Source organism: Streptomyces sp. NBC_01508 (assembly GCF_045040315.1).
Lineage (GTDB): Bacteria > Actinomycetota > Actinomycetes > Streptomycetales > Streptomycetaceae > Streptomyces.
The window spans coordinates 206,744-229,395 of the sequence record NZ_CP109419.1; the positions used below are offsets into that span (position 1 = coordinate 206,744).

Genomic DNA, 22,652 nt, shown 5'->3' on the forward strand with positions numbered 1-22,652 from the left:
CCCCTTCGACAAGCGACAGCTTTTTTCTGAGGCACTTCCCATCGGTCCCCGCCTCTGCTGCCGCTTCTGCGAGGGAGGGTGGTTGAGCAGTGATCAGACCTGCCGCATGCGTTTCACGGCCCGCTCGAAGTCCTCTGAGCTGTCAGGGAAGTCCTCGTGCCTCACCCGGTAGGCCATGACCCGAGGGGTCATGATGCTCTTCAGCTCCTCGCTCGAAGTGGCCGTCGTCACCGGGGAAGCACACAGCCGGCCGCCGGGCGCGCCCGGAGCGGTACGCCGCTCCACGGACGTGCCTCCTGTCCGAAGCACGACCGGTGTGTGCCCCTGAACACCCTTGGCAAACAGGGGGCGTTAGGCGGACGGATGCCGGGCGCGCCTCAAGGGGGCACGGCCCGCCCGCTCAAAGAGGGGGCACGGCCCGCCCGCTCAGCCGTTGCCGTCCGGTTCGGCGCCGTGCCAGACGGTCGTGATGTTGCAGAATTCGCGGATCCCGTGGTCCGACAACTCCCGTCCGTAGCCGGAGCGTTTGACGCCGCCGAAGGGGAGCGCGGGGTGGGACGCGGTCATGCCGTTGAAGAAGACGCCGCCGGCCTGGAGGTCCCGCACGAAGCGCCGCACTTCCTCCTCGTCCCGCGTCCACACGTTGGAGCTGAGACCGAACGGAGTGTCATTGGCGACGCTCACCGCCTCGTCGAGATCTGCCACGCGGTACACGGTGGCGACCGGGCCGAACGCCTCCTCGTGGTGGATGCGCATGTCGGGGGAGACATCCGTAAGGACGGTGGGTTCGTAGTACCAGCCTCGGTCCAGCCCTTCGGGGCGGCGCCCGCCGCAGCGGGCCGTGGCGCCACGGTTGACCGCGTCGTCGACCAACTCCTCCAGATCCGCGCGGCCCTGTTCACTGGCGAGCGGGCCGACATCGGTGGACTCGTCCATCGGATCGCCGACGGTCAACTTCCGCATCCCGGCGACGAAGCGTTCACCGAACGCGTCGTAGACGTCCGCGTGCACGATAAAGCGTTTGGCCGCGATGCAGGACTGGCCGTTGTTCTGCACACGGGCGGTCACCGCGGTCCGCGCGGCGCGGTCGATGTCCGCGGACGGCATCACGATGTAGGGGTCGCTGCCGCCGAGTTCGAGTACGGTCCGCTTCACCTCGTCACCGGCGATCGCCGCGACGGAGCGCCCGGCCGGCTCGCTGCCGGTGAGGGTCGCCGCGGCCAGCCGGGGGTCGCGCAGGATGCCCTCGATCGCACCGGACCCCACGAGCAGCGTCTGGAAGCAGCCCTCGGGGAAGCCCGCCCTCCTGAAGAGGTCGCCCAGATACAGGGCGGTCCGCGGGACGTTCGACGCGTGCTTGAGCAGCCCGACGTTGCCCGCCATGAGGGCGGGGGCCGCGAACCGTACGACCTGCCAGAGCGGAAAGTTCCACGGCATGACCGCCAGCACGACGCCCAGCGGGCGGTAGCGGACATAGGCGCGTGCGGCGCCCGAGTCCTGGACGTCGGCGGCCGACGGGTGCTCGTCGGCAAGCAGTTCCCGCGCGTGCCGCGCGTACCAGCGCATCGACTTGGCACACTTCGCCGCCTCCGCGCGTGCGGCGCCGATCGGCTTGCCCATCTCGGTGGTCATGGTGCGGGCGATCTCGTCGCGGTCCTCCTCAAGGAGGTCGGCGGCGCGATTCAACAAGGTGGCCCGGTGGTCGAAGTCCGTGGTGCGGTACCGGTCGAAGGCCGCGGCGGCCACGGCCAGTCGCAGCTCGATCTCGTCGGACCCCAGGGCGTCGAACGTCTGCAGGGTCTCGCCGGTGGCGGGATCGACCGTGGCGATGGGCATGGGGCAGTCCTCCTGAGGCTCTGACTCGGCTCTCCGACACTCGCGTGGTACGGGCGGACCCGCAACGCGGGCGCCGAGGCCGCGGGTGACCCCGGCATGGCGTGCGTGTGGCGTGCGTATGCCACGGGCCGGCGCGTACGGAACGGGGCGGGGGATCATGTCCCCATGGCCCACGACCACACGCATGTGCAGGAATTCTTCGGCGTCCGGGCAGCGGACTGGGACGCGCGCTTCCCCGACGACGGCCCGGCCTATGCGGCCGCGGCGGCGGGGATGGGGCTGCGCCCCGGCGACAGCGTCCTGGACGCGGGCTGCGGCACCGGGCGCGCGCTGACCGCCCTCCGGGACGCCGTGGGGCCCCGGGGCACGGTGCTGGGTGCCGATCTGACCCCCGAGATGCTCGCGGCGGCCGTGCGGAGCGGTCGCGACGCGGCCGGCGCCCTGGTGCTCGCCGATGTGGCGCGGCTGCCGTTGCGCCCGCGCTGCCTCGACGCGGTCTTCGCCGCCGGACTGATCGCGCATCTGCCGGAGCCCGCCACGAATCTGCGGGAGCTGGCCAGGGTGGTACGGCCCGGTGGGCGGCTGGCGCTCTTCCACCCCATCGGACGGGCCGCGCTGGCCGCCCGGCAGGGCCGGCGGATCACACCGGACGATCTCCGCGCCGAGGGGATGTTGCGTCCGCTGCTGGCGGGGGCGGGCTGGCGGCTGGACTCGTACGTGGACGAGGACGACCGTTTCCTCGCGCTCGCCGTCCGTGAGGGCTGAGTCACCGAATCACCGGGGGCCGGCGTGTGCCGAGTGCGCCGTCGCGTCAGCGGGTATCGAACGTCCGTAGGAGGCGGGGGCCGAGGGATGTGCGGAAGGTGGACGGACCATGTTCGACAAGCTGCGCCGGTTGTTCGTATCGAACCGGAACGCCCCACCGGTCACCGAGCCGGCCGCGTCGCCCCGGAGCTGGTCACGGCAGCACAACCTGTTCGAGGCGGCGGCCACCTATGTGTCGGCGACCGCCGACGACGACCAGGACCGGATGGACGAGGCGTCCGGCTGGGTCTCCCCCGAAGCGCTGTCCTTCGGGGTCAGCGAGCTGGCGTGCCGGGCCGTGATCGCACTGGCGCGCGAGCGGGACGAGTCGCCCCAGACGGTGGCTCGCAGCCTCCTCGGGCTGCCCGCCGCCTGACGGCGGGGTACGGAGCCGTGTGGGCGGCTGCCGACCTCTCGACGGCCGGGCGGCCGACTGGCTAAGGTGCGCCGACAACCGATCGGATGGGGAGGTGCCGTGACAGGTACGGACGAATCCGCCGACGAGGACGCCCTGTTCGTGCTGTCGGCCGTACTGCTGACACCGGCGCAGTTCCCCAGCGTGCTCGGCGACGATTTCCCCGAGGCGTGCGCGGCTCTCGAACTGGAGCCGTACGACCGCGGATACGGGCTGGTGCTCGGCCAGGACGGCACGGGCGCGCGCTGGACGGTGGCTGTCGACGATGTGTCGCTGGTCGCCGTCGCCATCGCCGCCTGGGACTGCGGCATGGAGTACGACCTGTCCCCCGGCGAACGTACGGTGGTCGCGGCGATTCCCGGCTGGCCGCTGGCCCTCGCGGTCGCGGCACCGGGGGTCCCCGCGCCGCACGATCCCGATCCGGAGCCGGGCGCGGACGACGACGCATCGAGACCGACGCTCACACCGCCCGACACGACGGCCTGGGGGCCGGCCCAGCGGCGCCTCGGCGCGGACGAGATCGCGCTTCAGTGGGAGGCGTGGCGCGAACAGTTCGACTCCGAGGACGAGCAGCGGCGGGCGGACGCGGGCACGGAGTCAGCCCCGGACGCGCACGCGGACATGGACGGCGGCGCCGACGACAAGGCCGCCGCGGACAGGGAGAAGGGCTCCGGAGGTCCGGAAGTCCTCCACGACGGGGTGCGTCGCGTACTGAAGGAGCTGCACGGCTACCTGGAGTCACCGCCCGCGCCGGGCCGGGTCCGCTCCGGCTTCGCGCCCGGCGGCGCGCGGATGCTGCGGGCCGACGGCCCCGGCTGGTCCCTCGTCGCCAGGACGGACGACATCGCCTACATCCTGCTGGACGACGAGCCGAACGAAGTGCTGCCGGTGGGCCGCGGGCCCGAGCTGCCCAGACTCCTCGAAGCGCTCGACAAGATCGCCGTCCGCCCGTCCTGACCGACGCGACGGTGCGCGCACGCGCGAGCCCCCGTACGGGTCCGGAGCCATGTCGTGGTTCCGGACCCGTACGGGGGCCTTTCCGCAGGTCAGCGCGTGGTCAGCGGCCGATCTCCTTGCGGGTGATGCGCTTGAGCCGACGGCGCTGCGACGGGTCGAGCATCAGATAGGCCACCGCGGGCACGCCGAGCACCACCAGCAGCGACATCCAGAATCCGATGAATGGAATCAGGAGAAGACCGACGGCCACTCCCCCGACAGCGATCTTTGCCCTAGTCGACATTTTCGACGCCTCCTTCGCGGCCGAGGCCGCTCACTGCTGATTGAACGCCCGCGAGCGTCCTCCAGTTCCACTATGCCGCGCCCGCGTGCGCGGCGCTGCGGTCAGCGGCGTTCCGTCGTGCGGGTCAGGCCGCCGCGCGCAGCGGCGCGCCGACCTCGTGCAGATGTCCGAGTGCCTGCCGGTACGAGTCGACCAGGCCCGTCTCCGCGTAGGCGACGTCCATCTCGCGGCAGTGCGCGCGGACCAGCGGCTGGGCGAGCTTCAGGTGGGGACGCGGCATGCTCGGGAAGAGGTGGTGTTCGATCTGGTAGTTCAGGCCGCCGAGGAACCAGTCGGTGAAGAAGCCGCCCCGTATGTTGCGGGAGGTGAGGGTCTGCCGGCGCAGATGTCCCCAGCTCGCGAACTCCTCCTCGCTGGGGATCTTCATGCCCTTGTGGTTCGGCGCGAACGCCATGCCCAGGTGGAGGCCGTACATCATCTGGTGGATCAGCAGGAAGACGACGGCCTGGCCGACGCTGAGGGTCGTGAAGAGCAGGGCGAGGTAGGCGACGACGTGGACGACGAGCAGTGAGCCTTCGAGAAAGCGCTCACGCGGGGTCTGGCGGCTGCTCTTGCCGGAGAAGACGCACTGGAATCCGTAGACCTTGAGGGCGATGCCCTCCAGGGTCGTCAGCGGGAAGAACATCGCGGCCTGGTTGCGGGTGAGCCAGCGGCGCAGTCCCTTGCGGCCCTCTGTCTGGTGCTGCGCGAAGACGAGGATGTCGGCGCCGACGTCCGGGTCCTTCTCCAGGTGGTTGGGGTTGGCGTGGTGCCGGTTGTGTTTGTCGTTCCACCAGTCCTGGCTCATTCCGAGCAGAAGATTGGCGTGGAAGAGCTGGATGAGACGGTTCCGGCCGCGGGTGGCGCTTATCTGGGCGTGTCCCGCGTCGTGCGCGACGAACGACATCCGGGCCGACAGGAGCGCCAGCGGCGGCGCCAGGAGCAGCGCCCACCAGGACGCTCCGATCAGCACCATGCCGGTCACGACCGCCGCCAGCCCGAGCAGATTGACGGCGATACCGCGGGCGTACCAGGCGGTCCGCCGTTCGAGGAGGCCCTGCTCCCTGACCGTCCGCAGAAGGGGCGCGAAGTCGCTGCCGCCCGTGCGGGCGGCGGGGCCGGGGTTGGTGGTCTCCGCGACTGCTGCGGGGGCCTGGGGCATGTCGGTCTCCGGTCTGTAGGCCGACGATCGTGTAGATCGTTTAGGTGGGAAATGGCAGGTCGGTGAGGCCGTTCGAGTGGCGCTGTTGGAGCTTGATCACGCCGACCGGATGAAACGTACGCGGAGTTGGCCCTTCAGGGCCATGCGGCCAACACCCCGAGGTGCCGGGGGTTATTCCCGACCGCGTAGGTGGTGCTGCCTCCACCCCCTCCATGGCCCATGATTCTTGTCACCGTCCGGCGCCGCCCACGGGCGTCCCGGGCGAGGTACCCTCGGCCGCCCCACCTTCACTAGTCAAACTTGAGGAACGTGTCATCGCCGTACACAGGCCCCCTGCGGCTACGCCCACCCAGATCGCCGAACTCGCGCGCTGCCACGCGCTCTTCCTGCCCGCAGACCCGGCCCGTGCCGGTCTGATCGCCTTCTGGCAGCCGGACGGCGCCGCCCCGACGGACTCCGTGGGTGCCGTCGATGACCTGACCCTCGTCGGCGACGACGTGCGGCTGCGTACCGTCCCGGCCCTGCTGCTGCCCGTACGGGACGCGCTGCCCGTGCTGACCCGCGCGAGGGCGTCGGCGCACGCCTCGCCCGCGGCGGCGTTCTGGGGCGCGGCCGCGCTGCTCGCCCTGCAACTCGCCGCTCGCGGCAGGCTGTTGCCCGGACTCTCGACGGCCGGCCATGACGCCTGGCGGGCCGGGCCCGTCGCCGCCGACGACCTGGAGCGCGTCCGCGCGCTCGCCGCCTCGATGCCGCCCGCCGCACACGCCGTACCGCTCGACGCCCAGACGACGGGCCCGCTCCTGCTCGCCGAACCGGAACGGCTGCTGCGGCAGTTCCTCGACGCGGTCGCCGACGGTCTCGTACGCACACCCGCCGCGCCGATCGCGGCGGGATCACCCGCCTTCGCCGCGCCGGAGCCGCGCCTGCTGCCCGAACTGCGCGGCTGGGCCGCCGACGTGGCGGCCGGGCACGACGCGGGCGTACGGCTGTCGCTCCGGATCGAACTGCCCGGCCTGGCCGCCGTGGCGGAAGGCGAGCCCGCGGAAGCCGAGACCACGGGCGGCGGCTCCCCCGACAGTGGCGCGTTCGGATCCGCCGCCGCGTTCCGCGCCGTCCTGCAGATGCACAGCGTCAGCGATCCGACGGTCGTCGCCGACGCCGCCGCGGTGTGGGCCGGTACGGGTGCCGCGGACGCCTCGGGCGAGGCGTTCGGCCCCCGTGCCCGGATGGACACCCTGCTGGCCCTGAGGCGCGCCGCACGCGCCTGGCCGCCGCTGACACCGCTCCTGTCCGCCACGGTGCCCGACGCCATCGAGCTCGCCGACGAGGAGGTCACCGAACTGCTCGGGGAAGCCTCCCGCGCGCTCGCCGCCACCGGTGTCCAGGTGCACTGGCCGAAGGCGCTGGCGCGCAAACTGACGGCGCGCGCCGTCATCGGCCCGCCCGACACCCGGCACGACGACACGCCGGGCGGAGCCCGCGACGACGAGGACGACACGCGCGGGAGCGGGCCCTCGGACAGGGGTGGTTCGGACCTGCCGTCCTTCCTGTCCGCCGACGCGCTGCTCGCCTTCAACTGGCGCTTCGCGCTGGGCGGCCAGGAACTGACCCGCGCCGAACTGGACCGGCTCGCCGAGGCGACCCGACCCGTCGTACGGCTGCGCGACCAGTGGGTCCTCATCGACCCCGAAGAGGCCAGGCGCGCCCGGGCGAGCCAGGACCGCAAGCTCACCCCGGTCGACGCGCTCGGAGCCGTACTCACGGGATCCACCGAGGTGGACGGCCGCCGGGTCGAGGTGCAGGCGTCGGGCTGGCTCGCGGCGCTGCGCGACCGCCTCGCCGACCCGGAGGGCACGGGGGGCACGGGGGGCACGGGGGGCACGGAGAGGGCCGACCAGGAGATCGGCCAGCCGGCGGCGCTCACGGCGACGCTGCGCGACTACCAGCTGCGGGGCCTCAACTGGCTGCACCGGATGACCTCGCTCGGCCTCGGCGGCTGTCTCGCCGACGACATGGGGCTCGGCAAGACCATCACGGTCATCGCCCTCCATCTGCACCGCCAGACCGACGAATCGGCGGCGGGCCCCACCCTGGTGGTCTGCCCGACCTCGCTGATGGGCAACTGGCAGCGCGAGATCGAGCGGTTCGCACCCGGCACTCCCGTGCGCCGCTTCCACGGCGCGTCGCGCGGCCTGGACGCCCTCGCGGACGGCGAGTTCGTCCTCACGACGTACGGCACGATGCGCCTGGACGCACCAAGACTGGCCGGCGCCGAGTGGGGCATGGTCGTCGCCGACGAGGCGCAGCACGTGAAGAATCCGTACTCGTCGACCGCCGGCCAACTGCGCACCATCGGCGCCAAGGCGCGCGTCGCCCTGTCCGGCACTCCGGTGGAGAACAACCTCTCCGAGCTGTGGGCGATCCTCGACTGGACGACGCCGGGCCTGCTCGGCCGGCTCGCCACCTTCCGTACGCGCTACGCGCAGGCGGTCGAGGGCGGTGACCCGGGTGCGGCGGAGCGGCTGTCCGCACTCGTACGACCGTTCCTGCTGCGCCGCCGCAAATCGGATCCCGGCATCGCGCCCGAGCTGCCGCCGAAGACGGAGACCGACCGGGCGGTGTCGCTCACCACCGAGCAGGCGGGCCTCTACGAGGCCGTGGTGCGCGAAACCCTCGCGGCCATCTCGCAGGCCGACGGCATGGAGCGCCGCAGTCTCGTCATGAAGCTGCTGACGTCGCTCAAGCAGATCTGCAACCACCCGGCGCAGTTCCTGAAGGAGGCCGAATCGCCTCGGGTCGCGGGGCGTTCGGGGAAGGTGGAGCTGCTGGACGAACTGCTCGACACGATCCTCTCCGAGGGGGCGAGCGTGCTCGTCTTCACGCAGTACGTACAGATGGCGCGGCTCCTCGAACAGCATCTGGCCGCACGCGGTGTCCCGACGCAGTTCCTGCACGGCGGCACACCGGTGCGGCAGCGCGACGTCATGGTGCGGCGGTTCCAGGAGGGCGAAGTCCCCGTCTTCCTGCTGTCGTTGAAGGCGGCGGGCACGGGCCTCAATCTGACCCGCGCCGAGCATGTCGTGCACTTCGACCGCTGGTGGAACCCGGCCGTCGAGGCGCAGGCGACGGACCGCGCGTACCGCATCGGCCAGAACCGGCCGGTGCAGGTCCACCGGATGATCACCGAGGGCACGATCGAGGACCGGATCGCCGACATGCTGGCGCGCAAGCAGCGGCTGGCGGACTCCGTCCTCGGCGCCGGGGGCGAAGCTGCCCTGACGGAACTGACCGACGACGAGCTGGCCGATCTGGTCGAGCTGCGAGGGAGTGCGCGATGACCGGAGTCGACAGCGGTGGCGGTGGCAGGGAGAGCGGCGGCAGGGAAAGCGGTGGCAACGGTACGGACGGGGACGAGCGCACCTTCGCCGCCCTCCCGCCTGCGCCGGGACGTAGCTTCGCGCGGACCTGGTGGGGACAGGCGTGGCTGAAGGCCCTTGAGGACACGGCGCTCGACGCGCAACAGCTCAAGAAGGGGCGCAAGCAGGCCCGCGACGGCGCGGTCGGCGCGGTGTCCGTGCGGCCCGGGAGGATCACGGCCGTCGTACGGGACAGCGACGGCACCGCACAGCGCGGCGACGTGCTGTTGCAGCAGCTCAGTACGGAGGAGTGGGACCGGTTCCTGGACATGGCGGTCGAGCGGGCGGGGCACATCGCCGCGCTGCTGGACCGGGACATGCCGCCGCATCTGGTGGAGGACGCGGCGGGCGCCGGGGTCGAACTGCTGCCGGGCATCGGCGATCTGGAGCCCGAGTGTGCCTGCGACGCCTGGGACCTGTGTCCGCACACGGCGGCGCTGTGCTACCAGGTGGCGCGGCTGTTGGACGAGGATCCCTTCGTCCTCCTACTGATGCGGGGTCGCGGCGAGCGGCAACTCCTCGACGAGTTGCACGTGCGCTCGGCGCGCGCCGCGCGGACGCGCCAGAACCCGGCCGAGGGCACGCGTGAGGGCACGGGCGCGGACGGAGGGTCTGCCGATGAGCCGGCGGGCATACGCGCGGACGAGGCGTTCGCGGCGCGGGACATCCTCCCGCCGCTGCCCCCTCCCCCACCGGTCCCGGAGGAGCCCGGCCTGCCGCCGTCGCTCGACACGGAGGCGGAGCCACCACCGGGGATCGACGCGGACGCCCTGGAGTTCCTGGCGGCCGACGCGGCGAGGCGCGCGCTGCGGCTGCTGATCGACGCGCTGTCCTCCGGGCACGAACGACAGCCGCTCGAAGCCGAGTTGACACCCGGTCAGGACGCCGTCCGGCTGGCGGCCTCGTCGGGCGATCCGCTGATCGCGGTGCGGCTCGCCGGGGGCACGGGCCGCCGGCGAGCCGAACTCGGCCTGGCGGTCGACGCCTGGCGCTACGGCGGCGCGGCGGCTCTCGCCGTACTGGAGGAGGAGTGGCAGCCGGAGCCCGAGGCGCTGGCACGCGCGACGGCGGAGCTGGCCGGGGCCTGGGAGGACAGCGAACGCCCGCGACTGCGCGCGGGTGCGGGCGGCCGGTGGACGGTCGTGGGAGCGGACGCACAGCTGCGCTACGGCCGTGACGGCCGCTGGTGGCCGTATCGCAAGGTGCGGGCCGGCTGGGCGCCGGCCGGGGCGCCGGCCGCCGATCCGGCGTCGGCGCTGGCGGGTGTTGGGGCGGAGGGCTGACGGCGGAGGTGACGGGCCGCCCGGAGCGTGGGGCCGCGTGGGTGACCGTGGTGGCTCTTGAAAAGGTGGGGGCAAGGTGCTGCGCGGGCCTGTTCCCCCACCCGCCCCTTCCCACAACCGGGGCGCGCCCCAGACCCCGTACGGCCTTCGGCCGCGCCCTCAAACGCCGGGCGGGCTGCTTTTCGGGGCTCCGCCCCGGACCCCGCGCCTCAAACGCCGGCGAGGCTGCAAATGGGTCCGCGCCTCGCGCACCCGCGGGCTGAGAGCAGCCGGGCGGGAGCCTTGCCCGGTGGCGTACGTGGGGCGAACATGGAGGAGGCCGGTGCAGTAGTGGCCCCGGGAGGCCGAGTTGACGGACGCATGGGTGGCCCTGGCAGAAGGAGCGGATCCGGCGGAGCGGCGCGGAGCGCTGCGCCGCGCGTACGAGTCGTTCGCGACCGCCGGCCGGGTGGACCGTCCCGTACGCCCCGTGGTGGCCGATTCGTGGCAGCGTTCGGCCCGCGCGCACGTCCGTCCCGAAGGGACGGCCAGCGTCGAGCTGTCCGACGACGATCTCGGCGCCTACCGGGACGCGCACCCGCTGGCACACGTGATGCCGCTCTGCCGCGAACTGATGGGGGCTTACGCGTCGGACGGCGAACATCTGATCGCGGTGTGCGACGCCCACGGACGGCTCCTGTGGGTCGAAGGGCACGCCGCGACCCGCGCACAGGCCTGCGGGATGAACTTCGTGCCGGGCGCCCGCTGGGCCGAGGCCGTGGCGGGAACGAACGCTCCGGGCACGGCCATCGCCGTCGACCGGCCCGTCCAGGTTTTCGCCTCCGAGCACTTCCTGCGGCCCGTGCACCCCTGGACCTGCGCCGCCGCTCCCATCCACGATCCGCGCACCGGGCGGCTGCTCGGCGCCGTGGACATCACCGGCGGTGACCGGCTGGCCCATCCGCACAGCCTGGCGTTCGTGGGCGCCGTCGCCAGGGCCGCCGAGTCGCAGCTCGCTCTGCTGGCCCCACCGCCGGCCCCCGGATCCGTACAGCTGTCGGCTCTGGGACGGGACGAGGCGCTGCTCGTCGTGGACGGCCGCAAGACGCGGCTCAGCCGCCGCCACAGCGAGATCCTGACGGTCCTCGCGAACCGCCCGGAGGGCATCTGCGGCGACGAACTGCTGCTGGAGCTGTACGAGGACGAGTCCGTCACGCCCGTCACCCTGCGCGCGGAACTGTTCCGGCTGCGCGGGCTGCTCGGCCCCGATCTGCTGCGTTCGCGCCCGTACCGGCTGACGGCCGCCGTCGACACGGACTTCGGCACCGTCACCCGGAGGCTGGCCTCCGGAGCGGTCACCGGTGCCATGAGCGCGTACGCGGGCCCGCTGCTGCCCGCCTCCCTGTCCCCCGCTGTCGTACGGCTGCGGCGCAGACTCGCCGATCAGCTCAGGGCGGCCCTGATCGCCCGCGGGGATCCGGGGCTGCTGGCCGACTGGGCGTACAGCCCCTGGGGGGGAGGACGACCTCGCGGTGTGGCGCACCCTGGCCGACGCGCTGCCCACGCGGCAGCGTCCCTCCGCTCTCGCCCGCGTGCACGAGCTGGACGCCTGGCAGGGAGTGAGTCGGTCCAGCCAATGAGGCGGTCCGGCGAACGGGTCCGGCCGACGGATGAGCCCGGCCGCCGCTCAAGGACAAACCAGACACCGGACGGACCCCCGCTGAGCCCTCCCGGAAGGCGGACCCGGCCCCGGCTCCCTACTCTCTGTTGATGGAGCACCACAGCCGACTCGCGCGGTGCCCACTCACCCGAAACCGAGGAGTCCGCCATGCCGGAGCTGTTCATCGGTGGCAAGTGGACGACCGCCGCGGGCGGTCAGGTCCGCGAGATCCGCTGCCCGGCGGACGGCACACTCGTCGCGAGCGTGGACGAGGCGGGTCCCAAGGACGCCGCCGCCGCGATCGAGGCGGCCCGTGCCGCGTTCGACCGCGGCCCCTGGCCCGGCACGCCGGCCGCCGAACGCGGCCGGCTGCTGCTGCGCGTCGCCGAACTGCTGGAGCGCGACAAGGCCGCGTTCGCGCGGGCCGAGTCCCTGGACACGGGGAAGCGGCTCGTCGAGAGCGAGTACGACATGGACGACATCGCGAACTGCTTCCGCTACTTCGGCAATCTGACCGCCTCGGGCGGCACCGACCGCGTCGTCCACACCGGCGACCCCGGAGTGGACAGCCGCGTCGTGCACGAACCGGTCGGCGTCTGCGCGCTGATCACCCCGTGGAACTATCCGCTGCTCCAGACCGCCTGGAAGGTGGCCCCCGCGCTCGGCGCCGGCAACACCTTCGTACTGAAGCCGAGTGAACTGACCCCGCACACCGCGATCATGCTGATGCGGCTGCTGACCGAGGCCGGGCTGCCCGACGGCGTGGCGAATCTCGTCCTCGGCGCCGGTCCCACGGCGGGCGCGCCGCTCAGCGAGGATCCGCGCGTCGACATGGTGTCCTTCACCGGCGGTCTCGTCACGGGGCGCCGCGTCATGGCGGCGGCCGCACCGACCGTGAAGAAGGTCGCCCTGGAGCTGGGCGGCAAGAATCCCAACATCGTCTTCGCGGACGCCGACTTCGAGAGCGCCGTCGACTACGCGCTGACGGCGGTGTTCCTGCACTCCGGGCAGGTCTGCTCGGCCGGCGCGCGGCTGCTGGTCCAGGACGAGCTGCACGACTCGTTCGTGGACGAGCTGGTACGCCGGGCCAAGGCGATCCCGATGGGCGGCCCGTTCGACGAGCACGCCCGCACCGGGCCGCTGATCTCGGCGGCGCACCGCGACAAGGTCGAGGCGTATGTGGCGGCGGGTCTCGCCGAAGGCGCCGTACTGCGCTGCGGCGGCAACCGCCCCACCGACCCCGAGCTGCGCAACGGCTTCTTCTACCCGCCGACCGTGCTGGACGACTGCTCCCCCGGGATGTCGGTGGTGCGTGACGAATCGTTCGGCCCCGTTCTGACCGTCGAGCGGTTCAGGGACGAGGACGAGGCGGTCGCGCTCGCCAACGACACCGTGTACGGCCTGACGGGGGCGGTCTGGTCGCAGGACACCGGGCGCGGGCAGCGGGTGGCGTCGCGGATGCGGGCGGGCACCGTGTGGATCAACGACTTCCATCCGTATGTGCCGCAGGCCGAGTGGGGCGGGATGAAGCAGTCCGGCTTCGGGCGGGAGCTGGGGCCGGCCGGGCTGGGTGAGTACCAGGAGGCCAAGCACGTGTGGCGCAATCTCTCGCCGAGTCCTCAGGGGTGGTTCGAGTGAGCGAGCCAGGTAGGTCAGGCACGCCGGATACGCCGTCCGACCCACCGGGTGAACTCTCGCGGACCCAGCTCCAGGACGACGACGACGCGCTCGGCGCACTCGGCTACCGGCCCGAACTCAAGCGGACCCTCGGCAACTTCCACACCTTCGCCGCCGGGATCAGCTACATCTCGATCCTCACCGGCACCTTCCAGCTCTTCTACTTCGGCGTCAGCTTCGGCGGCCCGGCCTACTGGTGGTCCTGGCCGATGGTCTTCGTCGGCCAGCTGATGGTCGCCCTGTGCTTCTGCGAGCTCGCCGCCCGCTACCCGGTCGCCGGCTCCATCTACAACTGGGCCAAGAACATGGGCGGTCCGCACATCGGCTGGCTCGGCGGCTGGATGATGATGACGGCCACCATGGTGACGCTGTCGGCCGTGGCGCTGGCGTACCAGATCACGCTGCCGCAGATCGACAGCCGGTTCCAGTTCATCGGTGACGGCGGCGGCAAGTACGACGCCGCGGCCAACGCCGTACTCCTCGGCTCGGTGCTCATCCTCTTCTCGACCACCGTCAACGCCTTCGGCGTCAAGCTCATGGCGCGGATCAACTCCGCCGGTGTCTTCATCGAGCTGATCGCCGCCGTCGCGCTGATCATCTTCCTGGCGGCCCACATCACCCGCGGCCCCAGCACCGTACTGACCGACACCCAGGGCCATGGCACCGGCCAGACGCTCGGGTACTTCGGCGCGTTCCTCACCGCGTCGCTGGCCTCCGCGTACGTCATGTACGGCTTCGACACGGCGTCGTCGCTCGGCGAGGAGTCGCACAACCCGCGCCGCAACGCGCCACGCGCGATCCTGCGCGCGCTCGTCGCGTCCTTCCTGATCGGCGGACTGATCCTGCTGTTCGCGCTGCTGGCGGTGCCGGACCTGGCCGACAAACGGCTGCGAACGGACGGCTTGCAGTTCGTCCTGCTGGACACGCTGGGGTCGACCATCGGCGAGGTGTTCCTGTGGTGCGTGGTCATCGCGATCACCGTCTGCGTGCTGGCGGTTCAGGCGGCGGGCATCCGGCTGATGTTCGCGATGGCACGGGACAACAACCTGCCCGCGGGCTCGGTGCTCGCCCGGGTCAGTCCGCGTTTCCACACCCCGGTCGTGCCCGCCGTGCTGATCGGTGTCGTGGGGGTCGTCATCCTGGTCATCAACATCAACCAGCCGCAGATCTTCTCAGTGATCACGAGCATCGCGATCATCATGATCTATCTGGCGTATCTGCTGGTCACCGCGCCCATGCTGATCAAGCGGCTGCGCGGTCAGTGGCATCCGGCGCAGGGCAGCTTCACGCTGGGCCGGTTCGGGCTGCCCGTCAACATCCTCGCCGTGCTCTGGGGCGCCGCGATGTCGCTCAACCTCGCCTGGCCGCGCGCCGAGGTGTACAACGCGACCGGCCCGCAGCACTGGTATCTGCGCTGGGGCGCGTTCCTGTTCATCGGCATCGTCGCGTTCGGCGGCTTCGCCTACTACTGGTTCGTCCAGCGGCACAAGACGGGGGTGCTCGCCGAACACCAGGTTCAGGTGGCCGATCCGACGTCACCCGCTCAGCCACCGCCCCACACCTCCGCCGAGTAGCCACCGCCGTACACCGCCCGCACCGCCCGCACCGCCCGCACCGCCCGCACACCCGCACACCCCCGCACCCCCTGCACCTGGAGAAGCGATGTCCACAGCACGCCCCGCGGCCGAGTTCGACTACGTCGTCGTCGGCGGCGGTACCGCCGGCGCGGTCGTGGCCGCGCGCCTGACCGAGGACCCCGACGTCACCGTCTGCGTACTGGAAGCCGGCCCCTCGGACGTGGGCGACGAGAACATCCTCAAGCTCGACCGGTGGATGGCGCTGCTGGAGTCCGGTTACGACTGGGACTACCCGGTCGAACCGCAGGAGAACGGCAACGACTTCATGCGGCACGCCCGTGCCAAGGTTCTCGGCGGCTGCTCCTCGCACAACTCGTGCATCGCCTTCTGGGCGCCGGCGGAGGATCTGGACGAGTGGGGCGCCCTCGGCTGCACCGGCTGGAGCGCGGCCGACTGCTTCCCGCTCTACCGGCGACTGGAGACCAACGACGCGCCCGGCGACCACCACGGCCGCTCGGGGCCGGTGAACATCATGACGATCCCACCGAACGACCCTTGCGGGAGCGCCCTGTTGGAGGCGTGCGCGGCGGCCGGGATCCCCACCACACCGTTCAACACCGGGCGGACGGTACTGCGGGGAGCGCACTGGTTCCAGATCAACTCCCTTCCGGACGGCACCCGTTCGTCCGCCTCGGTGTCGTATCTGCATCCGATTCTCGGCAAGCGGCGCAATCTTGAGGTGCGCACCGGGCTCCAGGCGAAGCGGCTGCTGTTCGACGACACCGCCGATCGGCTTCGCTGTACGGGAGTTGAGTATCTGGAGCCGGACACCGTGCACAGCGGCACCGTCTCCGCGCGCCGCGAGGTCGTGGTCAGCTGCGGGTCGATCGACTCGCCGAAGCTGCTCATGCTGTCCGGCGTCGGCCCGGCCGGCCATCTGCGGGAGAGCGGTGTCGACGTACGGGTCGACTCCCCCGGCGTCGGCTCCCACCTGCAGGACCACCCGGAGGGCGTGATCATGTGGGAGGCGAAGCAACCCATGGTCACCCGGTCCACACAGTGGTGGGAGATCGGGATCTTCGCCGGCACCGAACCGGGTCTGGACCGGCCGGACCTGATGTTCCACTACGGCTCGGTGCCCTTCGACCTGAACACCTACCGGCGCGGCTACCCGACCACCGACAACGCCTTCTGTCTGACGCCGAACGTCACCCGCGCCCGGTCGCTCGGCACGGTCCGGCTGCGTTCGCGCGACTTCAGGGACAAGCCGAAGGTCGATCCGCGCTACTTCACCCACGAGCACGACATCCGGGTGATGACGTACGGGCTGCGGCTCGCCCGGGAGATCGCCGCGCGGGAGCCGATGGAGCAGTGGCGTGGGCGGGAGCTGGCGCCGGGGCCGGACGCGCGGTCCGACGAGGAGCTGCTGGAGTACATCCGTGAGACGCACAACACCGTCTACCACCCGGCGGGCACGGTGCGGATGGGGCCGGTGGACGACGCCGACTCGCCGCTCGACCCGTGGTTGCGGGTGAAGGGCGTGACGGGGCTGCGGGTGGCGGACGCGTCCGTGATGCCGTTCCTGCCCGCCGTCAATCCGTGCATCACGACGATGATGATCGGCGAGAAGTGCGCGGACATGATCCGGGCGAGCTGAACCTGGGCCGGCGCCGGCGCGCAACCTGGTCGCAACGTCCGCGCTCCTAGCCTCGCGGTGAGCGCCGTCCGAAGGCGGGCGGCACCCGCACCGGGAGGCCACAGAGATGACCCGATACGCAGCGCCGGGCACCGACGGCGCGATCGTCTCGTACGAGTCCCGTTACGACCACTGGATCGGCGGCGAGTACGTCCCGCCGGCCCAAGGCAAGTACTTCGAGAACCCGAGCCCGGTCAACGGCCGCCCCTTCACCGAGATCGCCCGAGGCACCGCCGCCGACGTGGAACGCGCGCTGGACGCGGCCCACGGCGCCGCTCCGGCCTGGGGCAGGACGTCGGCCGCGACACGGGCGGACGTCCTCAACAAGATCGCCGACCGCATGGAGGCGCGGCTGGAGGAGCTGGCCGTCGCCGAGAGCTGGGAGAACGGCAAGCCGGTACGCGAGACACTCGCCGCCGACATCCCGCTCGCCATCGACCACTTCCGCTACTTCGCGGGCGCGCTGCGGGCCCAGGAGGGCTCGCTGAGCGAGCTCGACGACGACACCGTCGCGTACCACTTCCACGAACCGCTCGGCGTGGTCGCGCAGATCATCCCGTGGAACTTCCCCATCCTGATGGCGACTTGGAAGCTGGCGCCCGCGCTGGCGGCGGGCAACGCGGTCGTCATCAAGCCGGCCGAACAGACCCCGGCGTCGATCCACTACTGGATGAGCCTGGTCGCCGATCTGCTGCCGCCGGGTGTCGTCAACATCGTCAACGGGTTCGGCGTCGAGGCCGGCAAACCGCTCGCCTCCAGCGCGCGGGTGGCGAAGGTCGCGTTCACGGGCGAGACCACCACGGGGCGGCTGATCATGCAGTACGCCTCCGAGAACATCAAGCCCGTCACGCTGGAACTGGGCGGCAAGAGCCCGAACATCTTCTTCGACGACGTCTCGTCCTCGGACGACGACTTCCGCGACAAGGCACTTGAGGGCTTCACGATGTTCGCCCTCAACCAGGGCGAGGTGTGCACGTGTCCGTCACGCGCGCTGATCCAGCGCGGGCACTACAGCGACTTCCTGGAGGCGGGCATCGCCCGTACGGAGGCGATCGTGCCGGGTCACCCGCTGGACACGGACACGATGATCGGCGCCCAGGCGTCCAACGACCAGCTCCAGAAGATCCTTTCGTATCTGGACATCGGCCGGCAGGAGGGCGCGAAGATCCTGACGGGTGGTCAGCGGATCGAGTACGAGGGCGAGCTGGCCGGGGGTTACTACGTCCAGCCCACGATCTTCGAGGGCGACAACCGGATGCGGGTCTTCCAGGAGGAGATCTTCGGCCCGGTGCTCGCGGTGACGTCCTTCAGCGACTTCGACGACGCGATCAAGACGGCGAACGACACGCTGTACGGCCTCGGCGCGGGAGTCTGGACCCGCGACATGAACACCGCGTACCGCGCGGGCCGCGCGATCCAGGCGGGCCGGGTATGGACGAACTGCTACCACGCCTACCCGGCGCACGCCGCCTTCGGCGGCTACAAGCAGTCGGGCATCGGCCGCGAGAACCACCGCATGATGCTGGACCACTACCAGCAGACGAAGAATCTCCTCGTGTCGTACTCACCGAAGAAGCTCGGCTTCTTCTAGGCGCCGAGAAGGGGCACCTGACCAGGGCGGATGCCGGTCAGGTGCCCTGGATCTCACACATCTGAGCCGTGCGTCGAAAAGCCCCCTTACTCCCACGTCATGGCGGTGGTCCGGCAGGTCGCGTGGCAGATCAAGGACGAGCACGGCGCGGCTTGCGTCAACACGAATCCGGGGCTCCAACAGAAGTCGAAACACCTGCATTTCCATGGGTTCTTCCGTGGGGATCCCGACGAGGACATCCGCGCGAAATACGGGCACCACGACGGCTGGGCCGCGACGTCCGCGACCTGATCACCCTGCGCGTGGTGCCGCGCGATGCCAAGCACGACCAGCGCGCGTGCCTGCTGACGGCACACCGCAAGTGGCGATGTGAGCCGGCCAAGAAGCCCTGAGGCTGAAGCCTGGAGAACCAGCACGGGTGGGCAGGGTGCATCCCCGCCCGGCACCTGGCCTCTTCCTCCCCGTCGTCGTCATGGTCCAGGCCATGTTGGAGAAGTCCCACCTGCCCCGCGACACCCGGTCCGGTGGTGCGTGCGTCAGGTCCGGCGCAGGACGGTGGCCTCCGCGCCCCAGCCGAGCGCGATGGTCCGGTCGACGTCCCAGCCCGACCGCTTCGCGATGGCCGCGATGGCGGCGGCGTCGCGTAGCGGGCTGCCGGTCGCGCCGTACGCGTGCAGGGCCGACTCGGCCGCGTACGGGCTCAGGCCGTCAGGGCGGGACGCCTCGACGAGGACCGCTGTCCGGGTCCAGCCGGCGAGCCGGGTGAGGAGCAGTGTGGCCTCCTGATCGGTGCGGTGGGCGAGGGCCTTCGCGGCGACGGCGACATCGACGGGGCCGGGTGTCCAGTCGATACGTTCCGGTGCCGGCACATGTCCGCGCAGAACCGTGACCGGTGTGGCGTCCTCCGCGATCCGCAGTCGCGGGCGCCGTCCCGCGTCGTCGAGAGCGGCGACCACCGAGGCGCTGCCCGGCCCGGTCAGCAGACAGCTCCCGACGTCCTCCCAGAGGCGGTCGGCCGTCAGACCGTGCAGCAGGAAGACCAACTGCTCGCACTCCTCGACCAGTTCACCGTAGCGTTCCGCGTCGTGGGTCACCGTGTGGTGCAGGGTGGTGCCCGAAGCGAGCCGCCAGGGGGACATACCGTCGCGGAGCGCGGGAGCGAAGTGGGCCAGGGCGAGCAGCAGTTCGGCCTCGTGGCCGGTGTACTCCTCACGCTCGTGATCGTCGAGAAGTTCCTCGCCCGCCGGGCCGAGGCGCAGCCCCGTCCCGTCGCCGGCGCTGACGACCACGTCGTACGCGGCGAGCAGCGGAAGCAGTACGTCGATCCCCGGTCCGGGCACGCCCAGGCGTGTCGCGAGTGCGCCGGCCGGAATTCCCGGTGTGTCGGCCACCGTGTCGACAACGCCGAGCTGCAACGCGGCCCGTGCCGCCAGCCACGGCAGCGGCGACGGGATCCGGCTGCCGGCGGGGTTCCGCGCGACTGCGCCGACATCGGCGGTGCCCTCCGTTTCCGGGGCGGTGGCCTCTTCACGGTGCCAGTAGCCGGTGATGTTCAGGCGGTCCTTCGGGAGCTTTCGTTCACGCTGGAGATACCGGCGTACGGGGAGCAGCGCCCGGCTCTCCGCCGCCGCCCAGGCGTATCCCTCACCCGCCGGCACCGGCAGCGCGCGGACGGCGGCGTCCAGTGCAGCCGCCTCACCCGGCTCCGCGACCACCCAGGTAATCGTGTCGCCGTCGCGCAGCGCCAGTTCCTGGCGCGCCGAGTCGTCCGGAACGGTCACCAGGACATGCGCCGTGGCGTCGAGTGGGCGTTCGTCGAGGAAGCGGCCGATCGCGGGCAGTGCTGTCTCGTCCCCGACGAGAAGGATCCAGTCCAGTTGTTCCGGCAGCCGCAGCGACGACTTGGGCCCGACGAACCACAGCTCGTCGCCCTCCCGCGCCGACGCGGACCAGGTCTCCGCGGGCCCTTCGCCGTGCACCACGAAGTCGAGGTGGAGCTCCCCCCGCTGAAGGTCCACCCGCCGGGGTGTGTAGTCGCGGGTCAGCCGGTGTTCGGCCGGTGTCCACTCGATGCCGTGCGGCAACTGGGCGGGGAGCGCCGCCTGGATGTTCCCGTCCGCGGCCAGGATCAGCTTGATGTGGTCGTCGAACCCGGGTGCGGCGAAGGCGGGATGGACGGTTCCGTCACGGGTGAACGCGGCGAGACCATCGCCACCGAGGACCACTCGCCGCATCCTGGGAGTCACCTCGTACACACGGCGCACGGTGACCCGGCGCAGAACCAGGGGGTGCGTCGTGTACGCGCGCTGGGAGCCCATCAGGAGAACCGCTTCTCGATGTTGTCGAGCAGGGCCATCGACTCGTCGTAGTCGCCGCGCAGCACCCAGTGCGGCAGGTCGTAGGCGTGATTCGTCTTGAAGGCGGGCAGTGCGCCGTAGACGGGGTTCTTCTTCAGCGTGGTGACGTCGGTCGTGTCGGCGTTGAAGCCCATGACGAACACGGACGGCTGGGTGATCGTCTGGCCCACCTTCTCGGTCGACAGCTCGAACATGTCGCCGCCTCCCCCGTACGCCTTGAAACCACCCTCGGCGAAGACCGGCGCCGGCTCGATGCCGACCTTCTTCAACTCGGTGGGCAGGCCCACGCTCTCCACCAGGCCGTAGGCGGTGCCGTCGCCGGTGAGGGCGAGGAAGGACACGGGGCCGGGCGGCGGCTCGATCGCCTCCTTCACCTCGGCGATCCGCTTGTCGTAGGCGGCCAGGTGCCGGTCGTAGACGTCGTCCTTTCCGAACACGTCGTCGGCGAGGAAGGAGAACTGGCTCTGCCAGTCGCCGAGTTCCTTGCCCACGAGGACGGTGGGAGCGATGTCGGAGAGGTTGTCGTACACCTTCTCCGCCTGGAACAGCGGGAAGCCGATGCCTCCGCCGACGATGAGGTCGGGCTCAAGAGCGAGGATCGCCTCCAGATCGAAGCCGTCGACACTCCACGGCAGGAACGTCGTGCCGTCGCCCTTCGCCTCCTTCTCCCAGTACGGGGAGAACTTGCCCTTGCCGTCGGCGTCCTCGGGAATCGTGGCGTGCACCGGCACATCGAGGTCGTAGAGATACCCGGCGAGTGCGTGGTTCAGCACGACCACCCGCTTGGGATCGGCCGGCACCTTCACCTCGCCGTAGTCGGTCTTGACGGTACGGGACTTCGCGGCGGGCGCCTTGTCGCCGTCGCCCGAGGGGGCGGAGGCAGCCGAGCAGCCGGTGAGGGTCAGCGCGGCGGCGAGCGCAAAGGTGAGAAGGCGGGCAGGAGCAGACATGGGACCTCATGTGACTGGGCAAGCTCGCACGTTCGAGCTGTTGGTAAGGTGAGGCTAACCTGACTTTTTCCGTCGTACTGATCCGAGTGCGACATCGCGGGTGACGGACACGACGCCGCGCAGACAACGGGAGGCACGCTTGCCGGTGACATCCCTCGGCACCGTGGTCGCCGAGAACGCCATCCGCTTTTTCGGGCACGACACCCATCGGCACGACGAGCCGCACCTCGTCTACCTGGTATCCGGCAACGCCCGCCTGTCCACGGGCGGCGAGGAGTGGCGGCTCACGCGACACGAGGCCGTCTGGCTCGCTCCCCACGTGGCGCACGCGCTGCGGATCGAGCCGGGCGGAATGGCACTCGGCCCCACCCTGAACCCCACCGACCTGCCCCGATGCCGTGTGCAGCCGCTCGGGGCCGTACCCGCGATTATCGAACTCATGACCACCATTCTCGGCGCGGCACCGAGCACGGCGGAGCAGGTCCTGCCCTTCCGTCAGGCACTGGGGCGCGTGCTGAGAGGCATCTCCCGGCCGTACTTCCCGGTCGTGCCGCCCACCCATCCAGCGGTGCGCGCACTCGCCCGCGAAGCCCTGCGCACTCCCGCCATGACGCTGGAAGGGCTCGCCGTACAGCACCGGATGAGCCCTCGTCAGGTGCAGCGCGTCTTCCTCGACGAGACCGGACTGCCCTTCACACGGTGGCGCAACCGGGCCAGGATGAACGCCGCCGTCGAACACCTCCGCGGCGGGGGTGAGCTGACGGCCGCGGCCAGAGCAGCGGGCTACGCGACCCGGGCGGGACTGCTGCGCGCGCTCAGTCGTGAGTCCGGGGTGCCCGTGAGTGCGCTCGCGGCTGACGCGGTGGGGGCGCTCGGAGGGCACTGAGCCGGGAGCCAGGCAGTTTCAGTCAGTTCACCTACGTCGATCACGCACGGTACTTCGGGCTGTCCGGGCGGCGGATCGCTCAGG

17 protein-coding genes and 1 pseudogene are annotated in these 22,652 nt (G+C 71.2%); 12 read left to right on the forward strand and 6 right to left on the reverse strand.

The genetic code is table 11. The annotated features are described in order from the left end of the window. Positions 1 to 93: 93 nt before the first annotated feature. Together OG700_RS00980 and OG700_RS00985 are read right to left on the reverse strand one after the other, a co-directional pair. Positions 94 to 285: a hypothetical protein gene (locus OG700_RS00980; protein ID WP_405607377.1), complete on the reverse strand. Its 192-nt coding sequence runs from the start codon at positions 283 to 285 to the stop codon at positions 94 to 96. 141 nt (positions 286 to 426) lie between these two features. Further along, entirely contained in the window at positions 427 to 1,836 is a 1,410-nt protein-coding gene (locus tag OG700_RS00985; protein ID WP_405607380.1) for an NADP-dependent succinic semialdehyde dehydrogenase, read from the reverse strand. Positions 1,837 to 2,001: 165 nt separating this feature from the next. Here OG700_RS00985 and OG700_RS00990 point away from each other — a divergent pair, with 165 nt between their 5' ends. The 3 genes from OG700_RS00990 to OG700_RS01000 all read left to right on the forward strand — a co-directional run bounded on the left by OG700_RS00990 (position 2,002) and on the right by OG700_RS01000 (position 4,012). Then, complete coding sequence (locus OG700_RS00990) at positions 2,002 to 2,601, forward strand: class I SAM-dependent methyltransferase (protein WP_405607383.1); 600 nt, start codon at positions 2,002 to 2,004, stop codon at positions 2,599 to 2,601. 109 nt (positions 2,602 to 2,710) lie between these two features. Next, complete coding sequence (locus tag OG700_RS00995; RefSeq protein ID WP_405607386.1) at positions 2,711 to 3,016, forward strand: hypothetical protein; 306 nt, start codon at positions 2,711 to 2,713, stop codon at positions 3,014 to 3,016. A gap of 99 nt (positions 3,017 to 3,115) precedes the next feature. Continuing rightward, positions 3,116 to 4,012: a hypothetical protein gene (locus OG700_RS01000; protein ID WP_405607389.1), complete on the forward strand. Its 897-nt coding sequence runs from the start codon at positions 3,116 to 3,118 to the stop codon at positions 4,010 to 4,012. 100 nt (positions 4,013 to 4,112) lie between these two features. Here the strand turns inward: OG700_RS01000 and OG700_RS01005 are convergent, their stop codons facing one another. Both OG700_RS01005 and OG700_RS01010 read right to left on the reverse strand, forming a co-directional pair. Continuing rightward, positions 4,113 to 4,295: a hypothetical protein gene (locus tag OG700_RS01005; RefSeq protein WP_031228443.1), complete on the reverse strand. Its 183-nt coding sequence runs from the start codon at positions 4,293 to 4,295 to the stop codon at positions 4,113 to 4,115. 124 nt (positions 4,296 to 4,419) lie between these two features. Further along, the gene (locus OG700_RS01010) at positions 4,420 to 5,496 is read right to left on the reverse strand and encodes a fatty acid desaturase family protein (protein ID WP_405607392.1); all 1,077 of its coding nucleotides are present in this window, start codon (positions 5,494 to 5,496) and stop codon (positions 4,420 to 4,422) included. A gap of 212 nt (positions 5,497 to 5,708) precedes the next feature. On the opposite strand from OG700_RS01010, the gene OG700_RS01015 reads away from it, so the two are divergent. The 8 genes and pseudogenes from OG700_RS01015 to OG700_RS01050 all read left to right on the forward strand — a co-directional run bounded on the left by OG700_RS01015 (position 5,709) and on the right by OG700_RS01050 (position 18,666). Next, the gene (locus OG700_RS01015) at positions 5,709 to 8,834 is read left to right on the forward strand and encodes a DEAD/DEAH box helicase (protein WP_405607395.1); all 3,126 of its coding nucleotides are present in this window, start codon (positions 5,709 to 5,711) and stop codon (positions 8,832 to 8,834) included. Then, positions 8,831 to 10,195: an SWF or SNF family helicase gene (locus tag OG700_RS01020; protein ID WP_405607398.1), complete on the forward strand. Its 1,365-nt coding sequence runs from the start codon at positions 8,831 to 8,833 to the stop codon at positions 10,193 to 10,195. Before OG700_RS01015 ends, OG700_RS01020 begins: the two co-directional genes overlap by 4 nt. A gap of 349 nt (positions 10,196 to 10,544) precedes the next feature. Beyond that, positions 10,545 to 11,814, forward strand: a pseudogene (locus OG700_RS01025) (GAF domain-containing protein). A 188-nt stretch (positions 11,815 to 12,002) separates the two neighbouring features. Next, entirely contained in the window at positions 12,003 to 13,472 is a 1,470-nt protein-coding gene (locus OG700_RS01030; protein ID WP_405607401.1) for an aldehyde dehydrogenase family protein, read from the forward strand. Beyond that, entirely contained in the window at positions 13,469 to 15,085 is a 1,617-nt protein-coding gene (locus tag OG700_RS01035) for an APC family permease (protein WP_405607404.1), read from the forward strand. The genes OG700_RS01030 and OG700_RS01035 overlap by 4 nt, the downstream gene beginning before the upstream one ends. 88 nt (positions 15,086 to 15,173) lie before the next feature. Next, a complete protein-coding gene (locus OG700_RS01040; protein WP_405607407.1) occupies positions 15,174 to 16,745 on the forward strand; it encodes a GMC family oxidoreductase in 1,572 nt (523 codons plus the stop codon). A gap of 106 nt (positions 16,746 to 16,851) precedes the next feature. Next, positions 16,852 to 18,375 carry an aldehyde dehydrogenase family protein gene (locus OG700_RS01045; RefSeq protein ID WP_405607410.1) on the forward strand — a complete coding sequence of 508 codons (1,524 nt, stop codon included), beginning with the start codon at positions 16,852 to 16,854 and terminating at the stop codon, positions 18,373 to 18,375. Positions 18,376 to 18,474: 99 nt separating this feature from the next. Continuing rightward, on the forward strand, positions 18,475 to 18,666 hold the full coding sequence (locus OG700_RS01050; protein WP_405607413.1) for a hypothetical protein: 192 nt from the start codon (positions 18,475 to 18,477) through the stop codon (positions 18,664 to 18,666). A 245-nt stretch (positions 18,667 to 18,911) separates the two neighbouring features. On the opposite strand, the gene OG700_RS01055 is transcribed toward OG700_RS01050, so the two are convergent. Both OG700_RS01055 and OG700_RS01060 read right to left on the reverse strand, forming a co-directional pair. Further along, complete coding sequence (locus OG700_RS01055) at positions 18,912 to 20,693, reverse strand: siderophore-interacting protein (protein WP_405607416.1); 1,782 nt, start codon at positions 20,691 to 20,693, stop codon at positions 18,912 to 18,914. After that, entirely contained in the window at positions 20,693 to 21,682 is a 990-nt protein-coding gene (locus OG700_RS01060) for an ABC transporter substrate-binding protein (RefSeq protein ID WP_405607419.1), read from the reverse strand. The genes OG700_RS01055 and OG700_RS01060 overlap by 1 nt, the downstream gene beginning before the upstream one ends. 139 nt (positions 21,683 to 21,821) lie before the next feature. On the opposite strand from OG700_RS01060, the gene OG700_RS01065 reads away from it, so the two are divergent. After that, complete coding sequence (locus OG700_RS01065; RefSeq protein ID WP_405607422.1) at positions 21,822 to 22,568, forward strand: helix-turn-helix domain-containing protein; 747 nt, start codon at positions 21,822 to 21,824, stop codon at positions 22,566 to 22,568. Positions 22,569 to 22,652 lie beyond the last annotated feature (84 nt).

Excerpts from the sequence above, each read along its gene's own strand:
- OG700_RS01005 (WP_031228443.1), bottom strand. The coding sequence starts at position 4,295 with ATGTCGACTAGGGCAAAGATCGCTGTCGGGGGAGTGGCCGTCGGTCTT.
- OG700_RS00995 (WP_405607386.1), top strand. The coding sequence starts at position 2,711 with ATGTTCGACAAGCTGCGCCGGTTGTTCGTATCGAACCGGAACGCCCCA.
- OG700_RS00990 (WP_405607383.1), top strand. The coding sequence starts at position 2,002 with ATGGCCCACGACCACACGCATGTGCAGGAATTCTTCGGCGTCCGGGCA.
- OG700_RS00985 (WP_405607380.1), bottom strand. The coding sequence starts at position 1,836 with ATGCCCATCGCCACGGTCGATCCCGCCACCGGCGAGACCCTGCAGACG.
- OG700_RS01010 (WP_405607392.1), bottom strand. The coding sequence starts at position 5,496 with ATGCCCCAGGCCCCCGCAGCAGTCGCGGAGACCACCAACCCCGGCCCC.
- OG700_RS01040 (WP_405607407.1), top strand. The coding sequence starts at position 15,174 with ATGTCCACAGCACGCCCCGCGGCCGAGTTCGACTACGTCGTCGTCGGC.
- OG700_RS01060 (WP_405607419.1), bottom strand. The coding sequence starts at position 21,682 with ATGTCTGCTCCTGCCCGCCTTCTCACCTTTGCGCTCGCCGCCGCGCTG.
- OG700_RS01030 (WP_405607401.1), top strand. The coding sequence starts at position 12,003 with ATGCCGGAGCTGTTCATCGGTGGCAAGTGGACGACCGCCGCGGGCGGT.
- OG700_RS01045 (WP_405607410.1), top strand. The coding sequence starts at position 16,852 with ATGACCCGATACGCAGCGCCGGGCACCGACGGCGCGATCGTCTCGTAC.
- OG700_RS01020 (WP_405607398.1), top strand. The coding sequence starts at position 8,831 with ATGACCGGAGTCGACAGCGGTGGCGGTGGCAGGGAGAGCGGCGGCAGG.
- OG700_RS01055 (WP_405607416.1), bottom strand. The coding sequence starts at position 20,693 with ATGGGCTCCCAGCGCGCGTACACGACGCACCCCCTGGTTCTGCGCCGG.
- OG700_RS01050 (WP_405607413.1), top strand. The coding sequence starts at position 18,475 with ATGGCGGTGGTCCGGCAGGTCGCGTGGCAGATCAAGGACGAGCACGGC.
- OG700_RS01015 (WP_405607395.1), top strand. The coding sequence starts at position 5,709 with ATGGCCCATGATTCTTGTCACCGTCCGGCGCCGCCCACGGGCGTCCCG.